General features: G+C 31.3%; 23 protein-coding genes. 9 read left to right on the forward strand and 14 right to left on the reverse strand.

Features of this window, described 5'->3' with window-relative positions:
* Positions 1–2: 2 nt before the first annotated feature.
* A complete protein-coding gene (locus tag DIS18_RS02720; RefSeq protein WP_109351495.1) occupies positions 3–731 on the reverse strand; it encodes a metallophosphoesterase family protein in 729 nt (242 codons plus the stop codon).
* Positions 732–853: 122 nt separating this feature from the next.
* Between DIS18_RS02720 and DIS18_RS02725 the strand changes: the two genes are divergently transcribed.
* The 3 genes from DIS18_RS02725 (at position 854) to DIS18_RS02735 (ending at position 3,140) form a co-directional block, all read left to right on the forward strand.
* Positions 854–1,966, forward strand: a complete 1,113-nt coding sequence (locus DIS18_RS02725) for a helix-turn-helix domain-containing protein (protein ID WP_109351496.1) — start codon at positions 854–856, stop codon at positions 1,964–1,966.
* A gap of 116 nt (positions 1,967–2,082) precedes the next feature.
* Positions 2,083–2,571, forward strand: a complete 489-nt coding sequence (locus DIS18_RS02730) for a hypothetical protein (RefSeq protein WP_109351497.1) — start codon at positions 2,083–2,085, stop codon at positions 2,569–2,571.
* Between the two features lie 5 nt (positions 2,572–2,576).
* Positions 2,577–3,140, forward strand: coding sequence for a YceI family protein (locus tag DIS18_RS02735; RefSeq protein ID WP_109351498.1), 564 nt, complete (start codon positions 2,577–2,579; stop codon positions 3,138–3,140).
* On the opposite strand, the gene DIS18_RS02740 is transcribed toward DIS18_RS02735, so the two are convergent.
* Genes DIS18_RS02740 through DIS18_RS02760 form a run of 5 tightly spaced genes read right to left on the reverse strand, consistent with a single transcriptional unit; the run spans position 3,141 to position 7,831 of the window.
* Complete coding sequence (locus tag DIS18_RS02740; RefSeq protein ID WP_109351499.1) at positions 3,141–4,403, reverse strand: POTRA domain-containing protein; 1,263 nt, start codon at positions 4,401–4,403, stop codon at positions 3,141–3,143.
* Complete coding sequence (locus DIS18_RS02745; protein WP_146191787.1) at positions 4,400–5,128, reverse strand: hypothetical protein; 729 nt, start codon at positions 5,126–5,128, stop codon at positions 4,400–4,402. Before DIS18_RS02745 ends, DIS18_RS02740 begins: the two co-directional genes overlap by 4 nt.
* Positions 5,121–6,131, reverse strand: a complete 1,011-nt coding sequence (locus DIS18_RS02750) for a glycoside hydrolase family 113 (RefSeq protein ID WP_109351501.1) — start codon at positions 6,129–6,131, stop codon at positions 5,121–5,123. The genes DIS18_RS02745 and DIS18_RS02750 overlap by 8 nt, the downstream gene beginning before the upstream one ends.
* A 35-nt stretch (positions 6,132–6,166) precedes the next feature.
* Entirely contained in the window at positions 6,167–7,087 is a 921-nt protein-coding gene (locus DIS18_RS02755) for a transporter family protein (protein ID WP_109351502.1), read from the reverse strand.
* A 30-nt stretch (positions 7,088–7,117) separates the two neighbouring features.
* The gene (locus tag DIS18_RS02760) at positions 7,118–7,831 is read right to left on the reverse strand and encodes a DUF547 domain-containing protein (protein WP_109351503.1); all 714 of its coding nucleotides are present in this window, start codon (positions 7,829–7,831) and stop codon (positions 7,118–7,120) included.
* A 247-nt stretch (positions 7,832–8,078) separates the two neighbouring features.
* Between DIS18_RS02760 and DIS18_RS02765 the strand changes: the two genes are divergently transcribed.
* The 5 genes from DIS18_RS02765 to DIS18_RS02785 are packed head-to-tail and all read left to right on the forward strand — an operon-like array spanning position 8,079 to position 13,690.
* Complete coding sequence (locus DIS18_RS02765; protein WP_109351504.1) at positions 8,079–9,386, forward strand: NAD(P)/FAD-dependent oxidoreductase; 1,308 nt, start codon at positions 8,079–8,081, stop codon at positions 9,384–9,386.
* 2 nt (positions 9,387–9,388) lie between these two features.
* Positions 9,389–10,978 (forward strand): 4Fe-4S binding protein, encoded by a 1,590-nt coding sequence (locus DIS18_RS02770; RefSeq protein ID WP_109351505.1) that lies wholly within the window; start codon positions 9,389–9,391, stop codon positions 10,976–10,978.
* A 59-nt stretch (positions 10,979–11,037) separates the two neighbouring features.
* A complete protein-coding gene (locus tag DIS18_RS02775; RefSeq protein WP_109351506.1) occupies positions 11,038–11,514 on the forward strand; it encodes a toxin-antitoxin system YwqK family antitoxin in 477 nt (158 codons plus the stop codon).
* Positions 11,511–12,200 carry a glycosyltransferase family 2 protein gene (locus tag DIS18_RS02780; RefSeq protein ID WP_109351507.1) on the forward strand — a complete coding sequence of 230 codons (690 nt, stop codon included), beginning with the start codon at positions 11,511–11,513 and terminating at the stop codon, positions 12,198–12,200. The genes DIS18_RS02775 and DIS18_RS02780 overlap by 4 nt, the downstream gene beginning before the upstream one ends.
* Entirely contained in the window at positions 12,200–13,690 is a 1,491-nt protein-coding gene (locus DIS18_RS02785) for a cellulose synthase family protein (RefSeq protein WP_109351508.1), read from the forward strand. The genes DIS18_RS02780 and DIS18_RS02785 overlap by 1 nt, the downstream gene beginning before the upstream one ends.
* A gap of 305 nt (positions 13,691–13,995) precedes the next feature.
* On the opposite strand, the gene DIS18_RS02790 is transcribed toward DIS18_RS02785, so the two are convergent.
* A complete protein-coding gene (locus DIS18_RS02790; RefSeq protein WP_146191788.1) occupies positions 13,996–14,736 on the reverse strand; it encodes a hypothetical protein in 741 nt (246 codons plus the stop codon).
* A gap of 158 nt (positions 14,737–14,894) precedes the next feature.
* Here DIS18_RS02790 and DIS18_RS02795 point away from each other — a divergent pair, with 158 nt between their 5' ends.
* Positions 14,895–16,445: an MptA/MptB family glycosyltransferase gene (locus DIS18_RS02795; protein ID WP_109351510.1), complete on the forward strand. Its 1,551-nt coding sequence runs from the start codon at positions 14,895–14,897 to the stop codon at positions 16,443–16,445.
* Positions 16,446–16,483: 38 nt separating this feature from the next.
* On the opposite strand, the gene DIS18_RS02800 is transcribed toward DIS18_RS02795, so the two are convergent.
* From DIS18_RS02800 to DIS18_RS02830, 7 genes are all read right to left on the reverse strand, one after another.
* Positions 16,484–16,837 (reverse strand): hypothetical protein, encoded by a 354-nt coding sequence (locus tag DIS18_RS02800; RefSeq protein ID WP_109351511.1) that lies wholly within the window; start codon positions 16,835–16,837, stop codon positions 16,484–16,486.
* A 158-nt stretch (positions 16,838–16,995) separates the two neighbouring features.
* Positions 16,996–17,217, reverse strand: a complete 222-nt coding sequence (locus tag DIS18_RS02805; protein ID WP_109351512.1) for a hypothetical protein — start codon at positions 17,215–17,217, stop codon at positions 16,996–16,998.
* A gap of 29 nt (positions 17,218–17,246) precedes the next feature.
* A complete protein-coding gene (locus DIS18_RS02810; protein ID WP_109351513.1) occupies positions 17,247–17,555 on the reverse strand; it encodes a hypothetical protein in 309 nt (102 codons plus the stop codon).
* Between the two features lie 259 nt (positions 17,556–17,814).
* Positions 17,815–18,657 carry a pseudouridine synthase gene (locus DIS18_RS02815; RefSeq protein ID WP_109351514.1) on the reverse strand — a complete coding sequence of 281 codons (843 nt, stop codon included), beginning with the start codon at positions 18,655–18,657 and terminating at the stop codon, positions 17,815–17,817.
* A 51-nt stretch (positions 18,658–18,708) separates the two neighbouring features.
* Positions 18,709–19,659 carry a carbon-nitrogen hydrolase family protein gene (locus DIS18_RS02820; protein WP_109351515.1) on the reverse strand — a complete coding sequence of 317 codons (951 nt, stop codon included), beginning with the start codon at positions 19,657–19,659 and terminating at the stop codon, positions 18,709–18,711.
* Positions 19,660–20,562, reverse strand: coding sequence for a geranylgeranylglycerol-phosphate geranylgeranyltransferase (locus tag DIS18_RS02825; protein WP_109351516.1), 903 nt, complete (start codon positions 20,560–20,562; stop codon positions 19,660–19,662).
* A gap of 72 nt (positions 20,563–20,634) precedes the next feature.
* Positions 20,635–21,564: a mevalonate kinase family protein gene (locus tag DIS18_RS02830; RefSeq protein WP_109352564.1), complete on the reverse strand. Its 930-nt coding sequence runs from the start codon at positions 21,562–21,564 to the stop codon at positions 20,635–20,637.
* Between the last annotated feature and the right edge of the window lie 12 nt (positions 21,565–21,576).

A 21,576-nucleotide genomic window follows, 5' to 3' on the forward strand; every position in this document is an offset into this window, starting at 1 on the left:
CTTTATTTATTCCGTCCCTTTTCATTTGGATACAATGCAGGTAAATTATCACTTTGAAACACTTCTTTAGTATCAATATTTATTCCTGATATTTTCCCAGTAAATGCCGCTCCTGTATCTATATTCCAAACGTTAATAGCATTCATAGGTACATCACAATTAAAGTTAATAGTAGGTGTGTGCCCAATATAAATTTCTTTGTAATGTTTTAATCGGTTTGGATAAATTGCTGAATCTTTTTCAATACGCTTATCCATAGTCAGAGCCATTTCCCAAAGAGTTCTATCAAAATAAAATGTAGTTTCAAAAACTTCCTTTTTTACACCATACATAGATGTAAACCCTGCATGAAGAAACAATCTGTTTTCATCATCTATATGATACAATGGCATATTCTCGAAAAATTCTAAATGTGCTTTTTTATCTTCTTTTGAAAACTCTTCGTAGCTTTCCATGGTTTCTTTCCCTCCGTGCATGTACCATGTTGGATTTACATCTTCGCTTCTTAGCCACTCTTCACACCAAACATCATGATTTCCTTTTATAAATACACAGTTTATTTTTTCAGAAAGTTCGACTAAAAATTGAATCACTTGAGCAGATTCACTCCAGCCATCTACATAATCGCCAACAAAGATTAATTTATCCCCATCTTTAACTTCAATTTTATTTAAAACTTGAATTAAAGCTTTTAAGCCTCCATGTATATCTCCTATTGCAAAAGTTCGCATATGCTATTAATTTTTTGGCAAAACTAATCGATTCAAATAAAACTTCACACTTTAAATATTAAATTTAGTATATCAAAAAATAATTTCTTGTATGCTTTAACGACTTGCTTATCTTTATAGAAATGAAACCTCAAGAAGTTTTACTTACTGTTTTACTATGTATTGGAGCTATTCAAGGCTTAATTTATGGTATTATATTATGGCGAAATAAAAGCCAAAATAGTATTGCGCATAAATTTTTAGCAGCTATTTTATTTTTCTTTTCTTATCGGTTATTAGTAGAGATTTTAACGCTATTTAATATTGGTTTTTATGATTTTTGGTATCATTTTCTTATTGAATACAATTGGATTTACGGTGCGTTAATTTATTTTTTTGTTAAAGCTTACATTACTCCAAACTTTAAGCTAAATCTAAAAAAAGATTGGATTCACTTTCTACCAGTTTTTATTGAATTCATTTGGAGTAACTTTATAAAGTCTCAAAATTTCTATTGGGATGGTACACGTGAAAGTTTATCATGGCTCGGATATTACGGTTATATTACTTGGATGCATTATCCAACTATGTATGTTGTTTCTGGATTGCTAATTATTTACTATTCGTTTAAAGCTGAAAAACTTTTGAAAGTAGATAATTATGAAACTTTTGAAATCATCACAGAGCATACACTCTGGATTAAACGGGTATTGAAAGTACTCAGGTATTTTTCGATTTTAATTATAGTTATTGTACTTATTGATTTAATATTCTTTGATTATGCTTTTAACCAATGGTATCGCTATCCGTTGTTTATAATAATGGCATTAATTACTTACTGGCTAGGAATTGAAGGTTTTAGCAAACGAAATAAATCTGTTATAAAACTTAAAACGGTACTTACATCTAAAGAGAAGCAGCAATTAGAAGCGTTATCAAAAAAAATAAAACATCTTATGGTTGAAGATGAAGTTTTTAAAAACCCTGATTTGACTTTGAGTTTACTTTCTGAACAATTAAATGTAAAACCTTACCTCACAACTAAGTGTTTAAACTTAATTTTTAATAAAAAATTTAATGATTTTGTAAATGAATTTAGAATTGAAGAAGTAAAAAGATTAGTTAATAAGCCAGAAAATAATCAATACACATTACTTGCTTTAGCTTACGATTCTGGATTTAATTCGAAAGCTTCATTTAATCGTGCAGTAAAGAAGCTAACTGGAAAATCTCCTAGTGCTTTAAAAAACAATTAGCACGGTTCAATTACATAATTGACACGTTTTAAGCATCAAAAAAAGGTCTCATTTGCCTAATTGAGACGATTAGCACTTCTTTTAATCTCACTTTTGTTTCATCAAAAACATATATGATGAAAACAACACTCTTTTTACTCCTACTTACATTTCAAATAGGTTTAGCTCAAACAAGTTATGGCACTCCAAATAATGAGACTCCATTACCTGAAAAAATTAAAGATTTAAAAATTGCTATTGAAGTTGCACATTTCCCAAAAGAGAATGATCCTATAAAAATTGATAATACATATTATTGGAAACACGCAACTGCCATTTTATGTAAGAAAAGTGAAATTAAAATTATAGAATACGGTGCTTATTTATTTTATAACAACAAATGGAATCTGAGAAAGAGTTACCCCTTAAAAGACCTTGATAAAACTTTTGGAACCAAAAAACAAACCATGCTACAAGGGCAACCTTATGTATGGCAAAATAATTGGCGCATTGGCAACAAACTATTTGGCGGTTGGGCCATGTGGTACTTTATTGGAAAAACCAAAAATGGAGAAACTATTTGCGGTTATGAAACTATAAATACAACCTCTAACCTTTTAAACTAAGAAACATGAAACTATTAAAAATTTCGACAATACTTTGCGTTTTATTTCTAACTTTTAAATCTTATGCGCAAATCAAAAATTTAAATATTGAGAAAAGTCTTTTAAATTGGACTGGTAAAGCAGCATTTAGCTCTTATACCCTAACTGGTAATATACAAGTGAAACAAGGACAAATAGAGATTAAAAATGATAGTATAACTTCTTTAAAGATTATTATTGATATGAAAAGTATTAATCATGAATATGGAGATCTTGAAAAACATTTAAAAAGCAAAGATTTTTTTGAAATTAAAAAATTTGAAAACGCCTATTTTGAATTAACTGAACCATCAATTATAACAAACAATAAAGCTATTTTAATTGGCAATATCACAGTAAAGAATATAACGCACCAAGAAACATTTTCTGTTACTTTTGGAAATGATTACAATTCAATTTTCTTCAATATAGAGTTAGACAGAACAAAGTATGGTGTAAAATTTAATTCTCCAAGTTTCTTTAAAAAGATGAAAGAAAATGCCATAGCTGATGAATTTAAACTTGAAGGATTATTAAAATTTGATGATTAATTAAAAATATTGCCCAATTCCAAACACAAAACCTTTACTTGAATTTGGAGTAACACCAACTCCATAGTCGATTCTAAAAATAGCGTTGTAAATCTTTTTATGAATAAAACGAAGTCCCAATCCTGGATATACTTTAATATTATCGTCTTGACTAAAATCACCTAAATCGCCACCTGGGTTTCGCCATGAACCAGCATCAATAAAAGCATTACCTTGAAGTACAAACCAACCTTTTTCAATAAGTGTTTGGCGGTATTCAGAGTTTAAAACAACAGCACCAGTACCCCTATCAATGGTGTTCCCAACACCTCGAATGTTTATATTATTATCTACTGAGAAAGGCGCAAATGGTGTTTCGTCGTTTGTTGACAAACCTAAACGTAATCTGCTTGCCCAATTACCCTTTTCACCTATGCGCTTGAATAGAAAAAAATCGTTCCAACCAATAAAAAAATCAGGCAACATATCGTTTGTTGATGTTACATATTGAAAGTTAAACTGACTTTTAAAACCTGATACATATTGATAGAAATAATCTAATTTATTGTATTCATAAATACCCTTTGCCAACCATTTATGAACGTTTAAAGCTTGCGGAACATTGGGGTTCGTTGCTCCAAACTTATATTGATAATCTTCAACAAAATAGTTAATTCCCAATTCTAACCTATTTTTAAAGTTGAATTCATATAACCCTAAAATTTCAATAGAGTTATTATTATACTTATAGTTTGAAGAAGTATTATCAAAAAAAACAGGCTCTTGAGTAGTTAAATCTTGATAATTAATTGCCAACCCTAATTTATTAGAAAACAGATAAGGTGCTCTGAAATTAAAGGCATAACTGCTATAAATATCTTTTTGATAAAAACCTCCAAAAGTAATATTTCTACCAAATAAATTGAATTCGTAAAGACCTAAACGGTAAGCAAACTCATCATTATCTGTTGTAAATACATTTGCAGATGGAATCAGTGTAAAGTTTTCCTCAATATTGTAAAACACATTATATTGATTATCTTCTGATGGAAACACTTGATAATAGGCATGCGATACGGAAGGCAAACGTTTTAATCTTAAAATATCTTGCTCAATGATTGTTGAATCTAAGACACTTCCTGATTTAATAGTAGAAATGCTTTTTATAAAAGTAGTTTTTAACTTTTCATTTCCTTGGATTTTTAAATCGTGTACTATATTCTGTCCAAATAGGTTTGATGCTATTAGGCTAAAAAAAACAAAAAATAATACTACTTTTTTCATTCTGCTACAAACGATTTTTGAATGACCCAATTTACCCAATTATCCAGACTTACATCCATTAAGGTAAAATTATAATTTTTCATGAGAGTTAAATCAGGTGGTAGCTGAGTCGTTACATTCAATACAACATTACCCGTTTTATAATATTGAAAGTTGTTTTCATAGGTATAAGTTCCTGATAACAAATTATTTGTTTCATCTGAAACCACTTGAAAATAAATAGCATTATCACCTTCTGGATTATCTTCCCACATAAAATGTGGCATTTCAGATTGAGATTGATTTATTAAGACCTCATTATTCCAAACAGTTGGCTTAGATATTTGTTTAGTTCGAATAGGGTTTGAAATCTTAATTTCCTCATCTAATTCAAAAGTGATAATAACCCATTTTTCGTTTGATGCGTTTTGTGTAAACTTCCCTAAATGACCGTTAAAAAACGGTTCAGGGTTTAACTTATTTTCAATATAATTCTTGAAATCATTTTCATCAATATCAACATTTGTTGTCTCATAGAATTTCACATTGGATGCTCCTGCTTCTGGGTAATAAAAAGTAAGAGTTTCACCAGTATTTTCATCACTTGCAGCACACGCTATAACAGCCCCCATTTCAATAGCTCGCCCTTGAGTATAATTAGCTAAAGTTTGTATAATAGCATCATTATCTTTAGAACAAGACAACAAGACAACAAAACATATAGCGATATACTTTATTTTATTCATTTGGTAATTTATACTGTTTTCGTAATAGTGCCTCAACAGGTTTATTTTGTGGTGTAAATCTTGAATTATCTTCCCCTCCTACTTTGTCGTGTTCATGAAACCATTTCCAAATAAACCCTCCAGCAAACCATTCTTCTTTCCAAAAGGTTTCAAATAAAGCTTGTGTTGTATTTGTTTGCGCTTCTAGATTTACTTGATTCATACTTCTATCACTTACCCAAGGTGCTTTCCCAGAAAAATCTACACTTCTATATCCGTATTCAGTAAACAAAATAGGTTTTTGATATTTTTGAGACATGTTATAAATAACTGCTTTGTGTTTTTTCCAACCTTCCAAACAGTCTACAACTGAAGGTGTTTTTTTGTCACTCACAGGAAAATAAGCATCTACACCTATATAATCCAATTTGGTCCAAAAAGGTGTTCGCTTAAATTCGTCCCAATTAGCAGCATAGGTTAATTTGCCTTTATATTTAGCTTTTATTTTTTCAATTAAATTACTCCAGTATTCTGGTCTGTTTTCTATGAATTTTTCCAACTCCGTACCAATGCAAAATAGTTCTGCTTTTACCTCGTTTGCCAAATCTGCATATTCTAAAATAAAACTTGTATAAGAAGCTTCTAAAGTTTTCCAATCTGCTTCATTTTTCATTTCAATAAATCCAGTAAACTCACCATGCCAAACCCAAATTTGAGGTTTAATCATGATTTTAACACCCCTCTTTCTTAGTTCTCCAATGTATTGTTTTGCACCTGCTCTTGTTTCACCAAACCATTGTCTGTCAGTATTATGATTTATCTCTGGGTCATTTAAATTTCTAATAAATCCAAAAGGCATAATCGCTGCATAATTTGCATTTACATTAACTACCGGCTTTACATCTGTTTGATTTATAGCTTTACCAGAAGCTACAAAACTCACACCATTAATTTTATTGGTTTGAGTTTTGCATGATTGAATACTAAGTATGGATAAAAAAATTAGGAACTTAAATCGTTTCATAAAACAGGTTTAAGTCCCTAATTTACTATTAATCATTAAAATAACGCTCTTAAACCTATGTTAAATGTTTGTCCTAAACCTGTATCATTTCCTCTTACAAAACCTGTATAAAGTGTTTCTATATTTAAAACATCTGTTAATTGATATTTTACGCCTCCTCCTAAAGCTGTAAAGTCTTGAGAAAAATTATTTTCATTTCCAGAGCTTATGAGTTGAGAGTGTTGAACTAATCCCAATATTGTGAATTTTGAACTTGGAAAATAACTTAAAAACACACCTGGAGTTAAACGAAAGCTATTATTAGCAAAACTACCTTCAATTTGAGTGCCGTTGGTATCTCTCTCAACTTTCTTACCAAAATTATACTCTGTATTTAACTCAGTAAACAATTGCCAATCGCCTCCTTCAAAACTATAATCGTAGAAAAATCTATTCTGAAAAGTAAATCCTTTTTGGTCTAAAAACACACCGTTTTCAACTTCATTATCTACTAAAGGAATATGAATTGCTGTTTGAATCGTGAAATTAGAAATACTTTTAATAGGGTTAAATTTTATGGCTGGCGCAAAAGATGTAAATCCAGAACGTGCAGAATTTGCTTCCCCATCAAATTTAAAAACATCTAAAGCGTCTCTACCTCCAATAACATTTGAACGAAACTCTAATAATAATCCAACATTAAAATTATTATTATCTGAAACTCCTGTAAAAACATCTACAGTAGAAGTAAAAAATGTATTTCTTGGGATACTTTGTTTATCGCCATTTGGTCCGAATAAATCTTTAGTTTCTGTGTATAAATTGTTAAACCATTTTATATCCCATTGTCCTTTCTTTAATAATTTAGAGGGTGTATAGGTTTGGATGACACTGCCTTGATTTTCTTCAGAATCTTCCTGTGAGTAGCCAGTAAATGTTACAGCTGTTAATACTAATATTGCGATTAATTTTTTCATTATTTCTATTTTGATTTGTTGTTTTTTGGTTTATTGTTTGTTTACTTTCCAATCATATGGAAAGTAGCTTAATTTGTATTTACCCTCTAATTTCTCTGTTCTGTATTGATTTATAAAATCGATTTCAGATTTACCATTCATAGTAAAATCTTCTTTATACCACTCCATGATTTGGGATGCCTGAACACGTTTCTTTTTGGTATTCACTTTTAAAAACGAGCCGTTTAAAGCTAGTTTTGTTTGTTTTTCTAATTGAGAGTTAAGTGTGTTTGGTAAGTAAGCTTTATTAATTAATGGCGGACACCCAACTGCACCACATACTAATACAAAGTGAAAACGAGCATCTTTAAAATTGCCTCTTAAAAGTTTATGTTCAATATCATTTAAAGTGATATTTTTTCCGCCTAAACTATAGGTTGTTTTATCAAAAAAACCTTTATTATCTAATGGTGAATTAGTAGGGTAATTGTCTATAATTCCTTTAATTACAGATACATTATAAGCGTTTATCCAAAAGGCTTGATAATTATTCGCATCACTTTTTGATACCGAAATCCCTTCAGCTATTTTCAATAATGCATTTAATGATTCTGGATTGGAATGAATTTTAGAATACGCCACCCTTCCATTAGACACATTGGCTTTAAAAAAAGCATCAGCTTTACTAAAAAACGTATTTAAATCTTGAGAAATCCCTTCAAAAGATACAAGTGCTATTAATATGATTATAAATTGTTTTTTCATTTTTTTTTGTTTTCTTTTTATGTCTTCAATTTAATTTTAGACACATTTCAAATTTTAAGCTTTGCAAAGTAACTGCCATTAGGTCGAACAAAATTTCAAGTAATTACAGATAACCTAAAAGTTTTTTCGCGTCTCAAACGATTAATCTTCCTTACAAGAGTTTTTCAATTTAAACCGATTCTAAATTAACCCTCATTTTTAAGTTCTTATCTTTAGCTACGACCTAACATCACATAACAATCAAATTATGCAAGAACACATCGTTATTATAGGAAACGGAATTTCTGGTGTTACAGCAGCTAGACATATTAGAAAATTGTCTGACAAAAAAATTACCATTGTTTCTGCTGAAACCGAATATTTCTTCTCAAGAACAGCGCTTATGTACATATACATGGGACACATGAAGTTTGAACACACACAACCTTATGAAAATTGGTTTTGGGAGAAAAACAGAATCGATCTCAAAAAAGGCTACGTTAACAATATAGATACTGATGCTAAAACACTTCATTTTGCTGAAGGAGACTCCTTAAAATACGATAAACTTATTATTGCAACAGGTAGTAAACCAAACAAATTTGGGTGGCCAGGGCAAGATTTAGAAGGCGTTATGGGCATGTACCATAAGCAAGATTTGGAAAACCTTGAAAAGCACGCACCTAATAAAGACGTTTGTAAACGTGCCGTCATTGTTGGTGGTGGATTAATTGGTATTGAATTGGCAGAAATGCTTAATTCAAGAAGTATTCCTGTGACGTTCTTAGTCAGAGAGGATAGTTTCTGGAATGGTGTTTTACCTTCTGGTGAAAGTGAAATGATTAACCGTCATATTAAAAATCATCACATCGATTTACGTTTGGGTATGAATCTGAAGGAAATCAAATCTGATGAAAATGGAAAGGTAAAATCAATTATAATTCAAGAAACTGGTGAAGAAATTGAATGTGATGTGGTTGGATTAACTGCTGGTGTATCTCCTAATATTGATTTTATAAAAGATTCTAATATTGAAACTGGTAGAGGCGTAAAAGTAAATCGTTATTTAGAGACTAACATTCCTGATGTTTATGCTATTGGCGATTGTGCAGAACAACACGAAGGTATAAATGGCCGTAGACCCATTGAAGCTGTTTGGTACACAGGCCGTATGATGGGCGAAACTTTAGCGCAAACCGTTTGCGGAAACAGAATACAATACAACCCAGGACATTGGTTTAACTCTGCTAAGTTTCTAGATATAGAATACCAAACGTATGGTTGGGTGTTTAGTGAGCGTAGTAAACAAGATTATGAAAAACATTTTCATTGGAAACATGAAGATGACACTAAATGCATCACTGTTGCTTATAACAAAGACACCAATAAATTCTTAGGCATAAACACTTTTGGAATAAGAATGCGACATGAAACTTTTGACACTTGGCTTACTGAAAATCGCGATGTAGATTATGTGATGAATCATCTTTCTGAAGCCAATTTCGACCCTGAATTTTATAGCCATTATGAAGCTGAAATTTTATCAGCCTACAACAAACAACTACAAATAGCATAACCATGAGTAATAAAATAAATCACAGCATGTCTTTAGCAAAACCAGACGCTATAGATATAACAAACAAACAAAAAATTGCTCTTGCTATAGGCGTTATTGGGCTATTCATTTTAACATTAGCCCTCTTTAATACTGATTTTCCTAATAAAGGGTTATTCTTAACACTTTCGCTTGGATTAATATCTGGAGGAATTATAATTTACTCTAGAGAAGCTTATTTAACAAAATTAGAAGGTATAAAAAACGATGGCGTTTGGTTTAAATCTATATCATCAAGAGGTATTTGGGGATGGATTGTTGGTATTATACTCACAACATTTTACATTGTATTATACTTCTTTCCAAAATACTTAGGCCTAGGAACAGATGGCGCTGAAAACTCAGGACTAATAAGCTTATTTGATCCATTAAGTCAACTTTTAAGTGGCAGAAATGCAAGCCAATGGTTTGTTTACGGTACACTTTATACGGTTGCTATTTTAGCCTTTGGATATAAATTTATTTTAAAATATAGACACAATCGTTACCAACAAGTACGTACGGTATCAGTCATGTTTTTTCAATTAGGTTTTGCCTTTTTGATTCCAGAATTTATGTATGTGATGAATAATAGTTTACCATACTACGATTTAAAATCTATGTGGCCACTTAACTATTATATTTTTGATGAATGGTCAGTAAACGGGTTTCTTTCAAACGGAAACATTGGTTTAGCCTTAATCTTATTTGGTATTATTTCAATTTTTGTGATTTCGCCAATTTTAACATACAAATACGGAAAACGTTGGTACTGCTCATGGGTTTGTGGCTGCGGTGGATTAGCTGAAACCGCTGGAGATTCTTTTAGACAATTATCATCTAAAAAAATGTCGGCTTGGAAATTAGAACGCTGGTTAATCCATACTGTTTTAGTCTTTTCTGTAGTGATGACAACAGCTATGATATACACATATTTAGGTTATGACAAAAATGATTTTTGGTTAACTAGAGGGTTATTTATAGCTCTAGTTATCGGGTTCTTAACATTGGTCTTTGCAGGCGTTATGTTTTTTAAAGGCAAAGAATTTGGTAAAGACGCAAAATATGGTGCCATTGGTTTCTTTGTAGTTATTGCTGCATTATTAATTATGCATTTTACAGGAACTACCGATAATATCTTTTTCATTAAAGGTGGTACATTAAGATCTGCTTACGGTTTATATATTGGCTCAATATTCTCAGGTGTTATCGGAACAGGGTTCTACCCTATTTTAGGAAGTCGTTCTTGGTGCCGATTTGGTTGTCCAATGGCTGCTATTCTAGGATTTCAACAACGCTTATTTTCAAAATTTAGAATTACAACTAACGGCGGACAATGCATTTCTTGCGGAAACTGCTCAAACAGTTGCGAAATGGGAATTGATGTTCGTGCCTATGCTCAAAAAGGCGAAAACATTGTACGCTCTAGTTGTGTTGGTTGTGGTATCTGTTCTGCAGTTTGCCCAAGAGGTGTTTTAAAACTTGAAAATGATACTATGGAAGGTCGTATCAACCCAACAGAAATCCTTCTAGGAAATGATGTAGATTTAATGGATTTAGTGAATAAAAAATAGTTTTTGAATCTCAATTTGCAGTTGAGCAACTTTTGGAATCAAAAAAAAAGAAACGATTAATGAAAACATTAATTTTTGCATTAATAATCTCAATCACTTTCAACGCTGTCGCGGAAAAAAAATACCAGAGGACCTTCTTTGAAAATGGTAATATTCAGTCTGAAGGCTGGATTGAAAACAACAAAAAAGTAAAATTCTGGAGGTTCTATTATGAAAACGGAACTCTAAAAAAAGAAGGACATTTTTCAGAAGACAAGGAAAATAAATACTGGAAATTTTACACTAAAAATGGACGTTTAGAGAAAGAAGGACATTTTAAAAATGGTAAAAAAAATGATTGGTGGTTGTTTTATGATACTATGGAAAAAGTAAATCATAAATGCCAATTGAAAGACAATCAAAAAAACGGCTATTGCCTTATGTATGAAAACGAAAAGTTAATAGCAGCTTCTAAATTTAAAGCAGGTAAAAAAATAAAAGAATGGACTACCTTTGCATCCTTTAAAAAGGAAAACAAACTCAGCGATCTTAAATGACCAAAATAATAGTCATCATTCCAGCTTATAACGAAGCGGATTCTATTGCACATGTAATTAACGATATTCCAAAAACCGTTAACGAGGTTCTTGTGGTTAGTAACAATTCATCTGATGACACAGAAATTAATGCTAAAAATGCTGGGGCAACCGTTTTAAAAGAAACCAATAAAGGTTATGGTTATGCCTGCTTAAAAGGCATGCAGTACATTGCTGATGAAAATAAACAACCAGATATCATCGTTTTCCTTGATGGAGACTATAGTGATTATCCTGAAGAGTTAACAAAAATTGTAGCACCAATAATTAATAATAATGTTGATTTTGTAATAGGAGCACGAGTAAACCGACTTAGAGAAAAAGGTTCTATGACCGTACCACAAATTTTTGGTAATTGGTTAGCAACAACTTTAATGACCTTATTCTTTAAAGCTAAATTCTCAGATCTAGGGCCTTTTAGAGCTATTAAATATGAAAAATTATTAGCGCTAAATATGGAAGACAAAACTTATGGATGGACCGTAGAAATGCAACTTAAAGCGCTAAAACAAAAACTCACATATACTGAAGTACCAGTAAATTATAGAAATAGAATTGGCGTTTCAAAGGTGTCTGGTACAGTAAAAGGTGCTATATTTGCAGGCGTTAAAATCTTAGGTTGGATTTTTAAATACAGTTTTAAATAATGATTTTAGAAACAACAGTTATAGTTATATATACCGTATCGCTTTTGCTCATATTTATGTACGCATTGGCGCAACTTAATCTGTTATTTAATTATCTGTCTTCAAAAAAAGCGAAAGACAATTGCCCTAAGTACGATTTATCAAACCCAGACGAAATCCCATATATCACCATACAACTTCCTGTGTATAATGAGATGTATGTTATGGAACGTTTGCTTGATAATATTGCTAAAATTGACTATCCAAAAGATAAATTAGAAATTCAAGTTTTAGATGATTCTACAGACGAAACTGTTGCAAGTACTCTAAAACACGTACAAAAATTACAAGCCACTGGCTTAGACATCACGCATATTACCAGAACAGACCGTACAGGCTTTAAAGCAGGTGCGCTTAAAGAAGGTTTAGAAATAGCAAAAGGTGATATTATAGCCATTTTCGATTCCGATTTTTTACCACAAAAAGACTGGTTAAAACGTACCGTGCCGTATTTTAAAGATCAAGCAGTTGGTGTAGTACAAACACGTTGGGGGCATATTAACCGCAACTATTCTATACTTACAAGAATTCAAGCCTTTGCACTCGATGCGCATTTTACTTTAGAGCAAGTGGGGCGAAACAGTAAAGGGCATTTTATCAATTTTAATGGTACTGCAGGATTGTGGCGTAAAGCCTGTATTATTGATGCCGGAAATTGGGAAGGAGACACCCTTACCGAAGATTTAGACCTTAGTTACCGTGCACAACTTAAAAATTGGAAATTCAAATATTTAGAGCACGTAGAAACCCCTGCCGAACTTCCTATAGTTATAAGTGCAGCACGTTCTCAACAATTTAGATGGAATAAAGGTGGTGCAGAAAACTTCCGTAAAATGCTAAGTCGTGTTGTAAAAAGCAAAAATATTTCGGCTAAAACAAAAGTACATGGCTTACTGCATTTATTAAACAGTACCATGTTTTTAAATGTTCTTATCGTTGGTGTTTTAAGTATTCCAATGTTATACATAAAAAACGAATATGCGCATTTACGCCCTTACTTTTATGTAATGAGTTTCTTTGTAATGAGTACCATTATATTTTTTATATGCTACTGGTTTATGTACAAAAACATCTATGGTGGTGGCTTTAAAAACTTTATACGCTATATAGGCATGTTTTTCGTGTTTTTCTCAATAGCAATGGGGTTTTCATTACATAATTCTATAGCAGTTCTAGAAGGCCATTTGGGTAAAAAATCAGAGTTTGTTCGTACTCCAAAATTCAATATTAAAAAGTATAAAGACAATTGGAAAAACAACAAGTACATAAAAAAAACAGTATCTGTACACGTTATTTTCGAAGGGCTACTTATGCTTTATTTTGGTTTTGGTATGTATAGCGCCTTTATTGTAGGCAACCAAGGTGGCGATTTCGGACTCTTCCCATTTCACCTCATGCTTTTTGTAGGCTTTGGCTATGTGTTTTTTAAATCTTTAGCTTCTAAAGTTTAACACGTTTCAGTATCTATTTTTTGGGCGTTACCACAAGGGTCGGGCTATCCGTTACAAGTCCTCGCTCCCAAAAAGGTCGCTGTGGGCTTTCCACTGCTATCCCTAACGCGGGCTTGTTTGCTTATTTTGTTTTAAAATCAAAAAGAGAGGCTTTTTTGGAGAAGTTCGTTTAACGTGTTTGTGTATGATTTCGTTGCGTGGTTTAAGCACTAAAGTTAGCAAATAAATCACAGATAGAAAGTCCGCGAGGACTTTCGTAAGTAGGCTATAACTAGCAATGAATTATACACGTTGTTGTGCTTTCGTTATTTTATTTCTACTGTTTTAAATATTTTCTTCAATTCACTTTTGTCAAATTCCATATCTGATTTTATTCCAATTGATAATTCATTTTTTGAATCTCCATAAACTGGTTCAAAATTCACGCTTGATATATTCGGATTTTGTTTGTCTTTCCACAATGCGATTGTTCTTTTATAATTTCCGATTGTGTCAATAGTCAATTCGTAATTTTCAAATTGTTTTCGTTCTTCGTTTGGTATGCAGAAAGGAATTATAAATTCCGCTTTTTTGTACTCAAAAGTGTAATAATACTCACAATTACTTTTAAAGTTATTTTGAGTAGCAATACTATCAGTCATTTTATGTAAATTCAAGTTCCTGATTTTTTTAACTATTTCTCGTGGATTTACACCTCCATTTTCATCTTCATAAGGTTTTAAGTCAATTTTGTTAAAGAACTTTTGAGTCGTTTCAAAATTCATTCCTTTTCGGCTTTCCTCAATATAGCTTCTTTCGTCCATTGGTGGACTTGGTGAATACCAGCCATAATCAAAAATAAACTTTGACTTTCCGTTTTTAATTTCTCCGACAAAAGAGTCAATTCCGTCAATTTTTTCATATTTGAATTCAGTTGGAAGAATAATACTGAACAATTCGAAATCAATTAAATGACTTTTTCCATTTTCTTGCGTAACGTATTTTGCACCATCATTACAGCTTATTAAAAGCAAAAATGTAAATAATATAATAATGTTCTTTTTCAATTCTAATGTTTTTGGGTAATGAAGCACAATGTTTTCACGGATATGCGTCGTTTTAATGACTTATATCCGACGTTAAACGAAGGTAGCAGATTTTTTTTACAAAGTCAAGTAAGTACCTTTCATAAAAAGCAACAAACAAATAGTATTATATTTGATTCATGCTTTTAAATCCAACGTTTTTAAAACTTAATAGAATACCATTGCTTATGGTATTATCTAGTGCAATATTCTATTGGGCTTTTGCTTACGATTTGGTGAGAACAGACTATATAAAACTCATCATGCTTTATAGTGCATTATTTTTTTTGTTCTACAAATTGGTACAACGTTTTAAAAGTAATATTTCTTTTTTAACTTATTTAGCCTTCGCGTTTCGAGCTATTTTTATTTTAGCCATTCCTAACCTGTCACAAGATTTTTACCGCTTTATTTGGGATGGCCGCATTATTTTAGAAGGCATAAACCCTTATTTATTTACTGTAGAACACTTTATAAGTCAAGGCCAGTTTCCAGTAGCAGAAGCCTTAGAACTACGCGCAGGTATGGGCAATTTAAACGCAAGCCACTACACAAACTATCCGCCCATAAACCAACTCTGCTTTATTATTGCAGGATTATTTGCAAGTAAAAGTATTTTAGGTTCAGTAATCGTTATGCGATTGCTCATTATTGCTGCGGATTTTGGAACACTGTTTTTTGGTAAAAAAATATTAGAAAAACTAAAACTCCCTACTTATCATATATTCTGGTATATTTTAAATCCATTCATCATTATTGAACTCGCAGGAAATCTGCATTTTGAAGGTGTTATGATATTCTTTCTGGTTTGGAGTTTATACCTGCTTTATGTTGGTAAATGGCAATTTGCAGCAGTTGTTTTAGCTTTATCAATTTCTGTAAAACTCATTCCATTAATATTTTTGCCTTTGTTTTTTCAGTGGTTTGTGAAGCAACCTCTCGTCGGAGCTTGTGCTGAGCGCAGTCGAAGTGCTCGAGGTGACAACGAAAATGATTTGTCTGGTCGAGCGCAGTCGAGACCTAATTCAAGTAAAGAAGATCATGTGATACTGAAACAAGTTCAGCATGACAGAACCTCTAAGTTGATTCCTGCCTTTACTTCGACTGCACTCAGTATAAACTCAAGAATAACAAAATTAATAGCTTTTTACAGCATTGTCATCATAACTACACTTCTACTTTTTCTTCCATTTTACTCCTCAGAATTCATAAATAATTACTCTCAAACGGTAGCCCTTTGGTTTCAAAATTTCGAATTTAATGGAAGCTTGTATTACTTAGCCAGAGAAATTGGATACCTTTTTAGAGGTTATAACGAAATTGCTATTATTGGAACCATTACACCAATTATTGTAATTCTATTTGTTTTAATAATCACCTTTTTCAGAAAAAACAGAACGTATATAGAACTTATTACTGCCATGTTACTGGTATTATCATTTTACTATTTTACAACCACTACAGTGCATCCTTGGTATGTGGCTACGCTATTAATATTATCGGTATTTACTAGATACAAATTCCCATTGGTGTGGAGCTTTGTTATTATACTCAGTTATTTGGCTTATATAAACCTTAATAAAGCCGATAAATCTGAAAACCTTTGGGTAATTGCTTTAGAATACATGATTGTATATGGTGTATTTATCTGGGAAGTATTCATAAAAAAGGCTCCCAAACTGGAAGCCTAAATCTTTTTTATAAAAACTATATATCGATTTCAATAGAGCTAGTGAACTTGCACCTTTTCTAGTTTCGAGATCGTTTTTGTTTCATCACCGCCTTGATTAAACGTAATTTTAAACATCGTGCCTACAAAAGTTTCAGCATTTAAATCAAACGCAGTTAATACACTATCGGCAGCATTTTGAAAGCTTAAGGCTTGCTTTTTACCTTTTCTATCTGTAACGATAAAATTATAATCCGTGTCAGTTTTCCCATCATAAACTGCATAAACAACTAAACCATCTTGGGTTTCAACTTTGCAGAAAGTCTCATTTAAATCCAATCCAGATTTAAAGCTTGAAAGTGATAAAAAAAGAACCATTAAACCACTTAATAAAATTATTTTTTTTGTGTTCATCATTAAAAATTTAAAATTCAACTTAAATTATTTTTCGAAAACGATTTACCTAAATTTAAATCACTTGAAATAATTACAACGTAAAAATACTGATATTCAATATAATAAATAGTTTCCGTTTTATAACTAACACAAATAACGTGCCTCTTTAAAAAAAATTAAAGTGGCTTTAAACTCTCTACTCTATAAATAGGATCATCATCATTTCCGTCTTCAATAAATGTAATTCGAAAATCTCTATCAATCAAACTTTCGTCATTTCTTAAATCATACTGTTTTAAAACACGTGGATGCACTTCTTCAAAAGCTAATTCTTCACCGTTTTCAAACCAAAAAATATAATAACCATTTTCAAAAGACTTAAAAACAGCTGTTCTCATAGTGCTAAAATATTTTTGTTTTTTTTATTTTATTCTTCTTCATCCATTTTTGGTAACTGCACTCCCTTTGGGTCATCACTATCAAAGTCTTCATAATCATCTTCATCATAATTCTCCATAGTTACCGCTAATTTAGAACTTACTTTAACTAAATACTTAGTGTCTTCTGTTGTTACCTCAACAGCCTCTATCATGTCATTGTGTTGGTTCCTGAAAGATATAATATGGTCATCATCATATCCATCAGGGTACTTCTCTACTAATAACGTCAAAATTTCTGGAGTTAATTTTTTAAAATCAACAATGACACGTTTTAAGTTATCATTCCTCTTTTCCATCGTTAGATTTTTAATTTGATTTGGTTAATTTACATACAAGAAATATACATAAAAATTAAAAACGCAACAATAGAGGCATTATTTTTTTATGAATTTTATAGTATAAAAATCAAAGTGAAATAAAATTAAAGTTTTGAGTATAAGATTATTCTTAAATTCTATAAATAAAAAAACCCTTTAGATACCAAAATATCTAAAGGGTTTTTCGAGAATAGTGCTTTCTATACTTTTCGGAACCTTATGAAGGTTTCCAAATTCATTATAACATTTTTAACGTATTTAATTCTTGTTCTGTTAAGTGTTTCCAACTTCCGCGAGGTATATCTTTTTTAGTTAAATGCCCTATAGCAACACAATCTAAACTTAAAATATCGTATTTAAAATATTCAAAAATGGTACGAATAATGGTGTTCCCAGTGTTTTTAATTTTTAATCCTATTTCTTTTTTGCTAGCACCATCTATATAACTTATTTCTTCTACTTCTATCAATTTTCCTTCAACTTTAAAACCACCTTGAATCTTTTTTAAATCTTCTAGTTTTAGGTTTTTATCTAACTCTATATGGAACAAACGTGCTACACCATTTTTAGAATTAGTGAATTTTTTTACTACAGCATCATCATTTGTAAATAACAATAATCCTTTAGAGTTTCTACCTAAACGGCCAATTGGTTTTATTTTAGAATTTGTAGCATTTGCAACTAAATCCATAACGGTTCTACCTTTACCCTCACTAGTGGTTGTAGCAAATCCTTTAGGTTTGTTGAGTAATACATAGGCCTTTTTCTCAGGATTAATTCGTGCGCCATCATAACGCACCTCATCTCCTGGCTTAACTTTATAGCCCATTTCTGTTATAATTTTTCCGTTTACAGCTACTAAACCTGTAGCTATATGAACATCAGCTTCACGTCGTGAACACATGCCTGAATTAGCAACATATTTATTCAATCGGATTTCATCAGAATTACTAGGTGTATTCTTTTGAGTATTTGCTTTCTTAACTGGCGCATTTCCTTTTCCATATCCTTTAGAACGATGATCTCTATTTCCTCGTCCTGATGGTTTTCCTTTTCCTTTACCGCCTTGTTGTCTGTTCATGACTTATAATTTTTTGCAAAGATAGGTTTAAAATCTACTATTTACGCTTATTTACTTATTAAACTTAACTGTAGATTGTCTTTCTGTATTTACTGACAATAGTGTAACATCAGGCCTTGAATAATGTCCTACAGGATCAAAATTTTGACGTTCTTCATAAACTCGATTAAAATCAATCGTTTCAATAATTAAACCTGATTTATTAAGAACAGGTTCAATTATCCACTCACCGTCAGGTCCTGCAATACAACTACCGCCATTAGCCAAAACATTAGGAGATTTTTCCAATATTTTATCTAGATGTGGTGTGCTTTTCGGAAAGTCTTCTTTATTCATTAAACTCGAAACAGAAATAACAAAACTTCGAGATTCTCTAGCAATAAAACGTGTAATATCTTTTGTGTTATGATAGCCCCCTGGCCATACAGCTATATGCAAATTTTCACCTAAACCATAAAGTGCTGCTCTTGGTAAAGGCATCCAATTTTCCCAACAGTTTAAACCACCAACTGTAAATTCTTTAAGGGAATGCACTTGTAAACCATTACCGTCTCCTGGAGACCAAGTTAAGCGTTCATCATAAGTGGGTTGTAATTTTCTATGCACAGATTTAATCTCTCCTGCTTCGTTTATGTATACTAAAGATGCATAAACACTGTGTCCTCCCCTATCCAATGGTCGCTCTATAATTCCTAAATAAATTGCTATTTTGTTTAATTTAGCAAGTTTACAAATGGAATCTAAATCTCCATCTTCAATAGTTACCGCATTTCTAACATAATGGGCATGAATTTCTTTATTTACATCTTTATTCCACTCTGCACCATCTGTTAATGCTAGCCAAAAAGGATATCCTGGTATTAATCCCTCTCCAAAAACTATCAACTCGCAACCTTCTTTGGAAGCCTCAATTATAGATTGCTCTACTTTCTTGAGCGTTTCAGCTTTATTTAACCAAACTGGAGAAATTTGAGCCAACGCTACTTTTAATAAATTTTGCATTTAAATTCGGTTTAAAATAACACTTACATCAATTAGTAAAATACTGAAGACACCTGCAAGAATTATGAATTTTAAAATATTATGTAATATTAAGTATTGTACTTTAGTTGAAGATCTCCATAATAATATCAAAAACACAATCAACAAAAACAAACTTAAATAAAAGAAGAGGTACATGTAGCCAACTTCAAAATAAAACAGTAGTAAACACATTGGAATTAAGGTTAAAACTGCCAAAAGTGTTAATATTGTTTTAGATGTCTTTTCTCCGTGAGCTACAGGAATAGTAACATAATTCTGTACAATATCTCCTTTTATGTTTTCTAAATCTTTAGTGAGTTCTCGCATAGAAATCATTAGAAATAAAAATATGGCATGTACAAAAATTACAGTATCAAAATTTTTGTAATACATAAAAATGGCAAAAAATGGTGTAATGGTTAAAACTGCCGAGGTTAAGTTGCCAATAAAAGGTAATTTTTTGAGTTTATGCGAATAAAACCAAATCCCAAAAATGTAAACCGAAAAGAATATTACGGCTTTAAATGACACATAACTTGCCATAATTACTGCCAAAAAATTAAGTGTAAAATAGAAAGACAATTTTGTGTTTTGACTAACCAACCTATCTAATCGAGATTTTATAGGTCTGTTAATCAAATCTTTTTCAGAATCGTAAAAACTATTTATAATATAACCTCCGGCAATTGTTGATGCTGATGCTAAAACAAGCATTAATAAGTTTATATCAAAAACAACTTGCTTTACAGGTTTATCATGAGCCAATATATAAATAGCTGTAAGATATTGTGCAACTACAACAACTAATATATTGTAGCCTCTAACTACAGAAAACATACTGAAAAATTTTAATAGTATATGTTTCTGTCTACGACTTAGCATTAAAAAATATCTTTTTTGATGAGACCCTTCGATTACGTTCAGAGTGATATATAGAACGAAATTACATGAAGTTTAGAAGTTATAAACCACCTCTAATTTATAATCTGCAAGAGATTGTTTTGCTTTTTCAATATCTTCAGTAAAACCAAGGATATAACCACCTCCTCCAGAACCGCAAAGTTTAAGATAATAATCGTTAGTTTCAATTCCTTTTTTCCAGAGTTCATGAAACTGCTTAGGAATCATTGGTTTAAAATGATTTAAAACAATTTTTGAAAGCTGTTTTGTATTACTGAATAGCGACTTAATATCTCCTTTAAGAAAATCATCAACACAAGCATCTGTATGTTTTATAAATTGATTTTTTAACATACTCCTAAAACCTTCTTGTTTCATTTTATCCATAAACAAGCTAACCATTGGTGCTGTTTCACCAATAATACCACTATCTAATAAAAACACTCCACCTTTACCTTTACTTTGCTGTGCAGGTATACCTGTAGCTTCAATATTATCTTTAGAATTAATTAAAATTGGAATACTTAAATAACTATTTAATGGATCTAAACCAGATGAACTTCCATGGAAAAAAGATTCCATTGCAGAAAATATGGACTTAAGCTTTAAAAGCTTTTCTCTTGTTAAATTTTCGAGAACTGTAATCTTATCATAAGCATATTTATCATAAATAGCAGCAACTAGAGCACCACTACTACCAACGCCATAACCTTGAGGTATAGAAGAGTCAAAATACATTCCTGAATTTACATCTTCCAATAATCGGTCAGTATCAAAACATACAATAGAGCTGTCTATGCTATGTAAGTAATCAACAAATCTTCTTAAGCTTTCGTTTGATTTTAGTGCTATATCAGTTGCATTATCATCCTTTTTTAGAGCACCATTGTAAAAACTATAAGGAATCGATAAACCTTTGGAATCTTTAATGATTCCATACTCTCCAAAGAGTAGAATTTTTGAGTAAAAAAGAGGTCCCTTCATAAACAACTTTTG

Origin of the sequence: Algibacter marinivivus, assembly GCF_003143755.1 — a bacterium.
Classification (GTDB): Bacteria; Bacteroidota; Bacteroidia; order Flavobacteriales; family Flavobacteriaceae; genus Algibacter_B; species Algibacter_B marinivivus.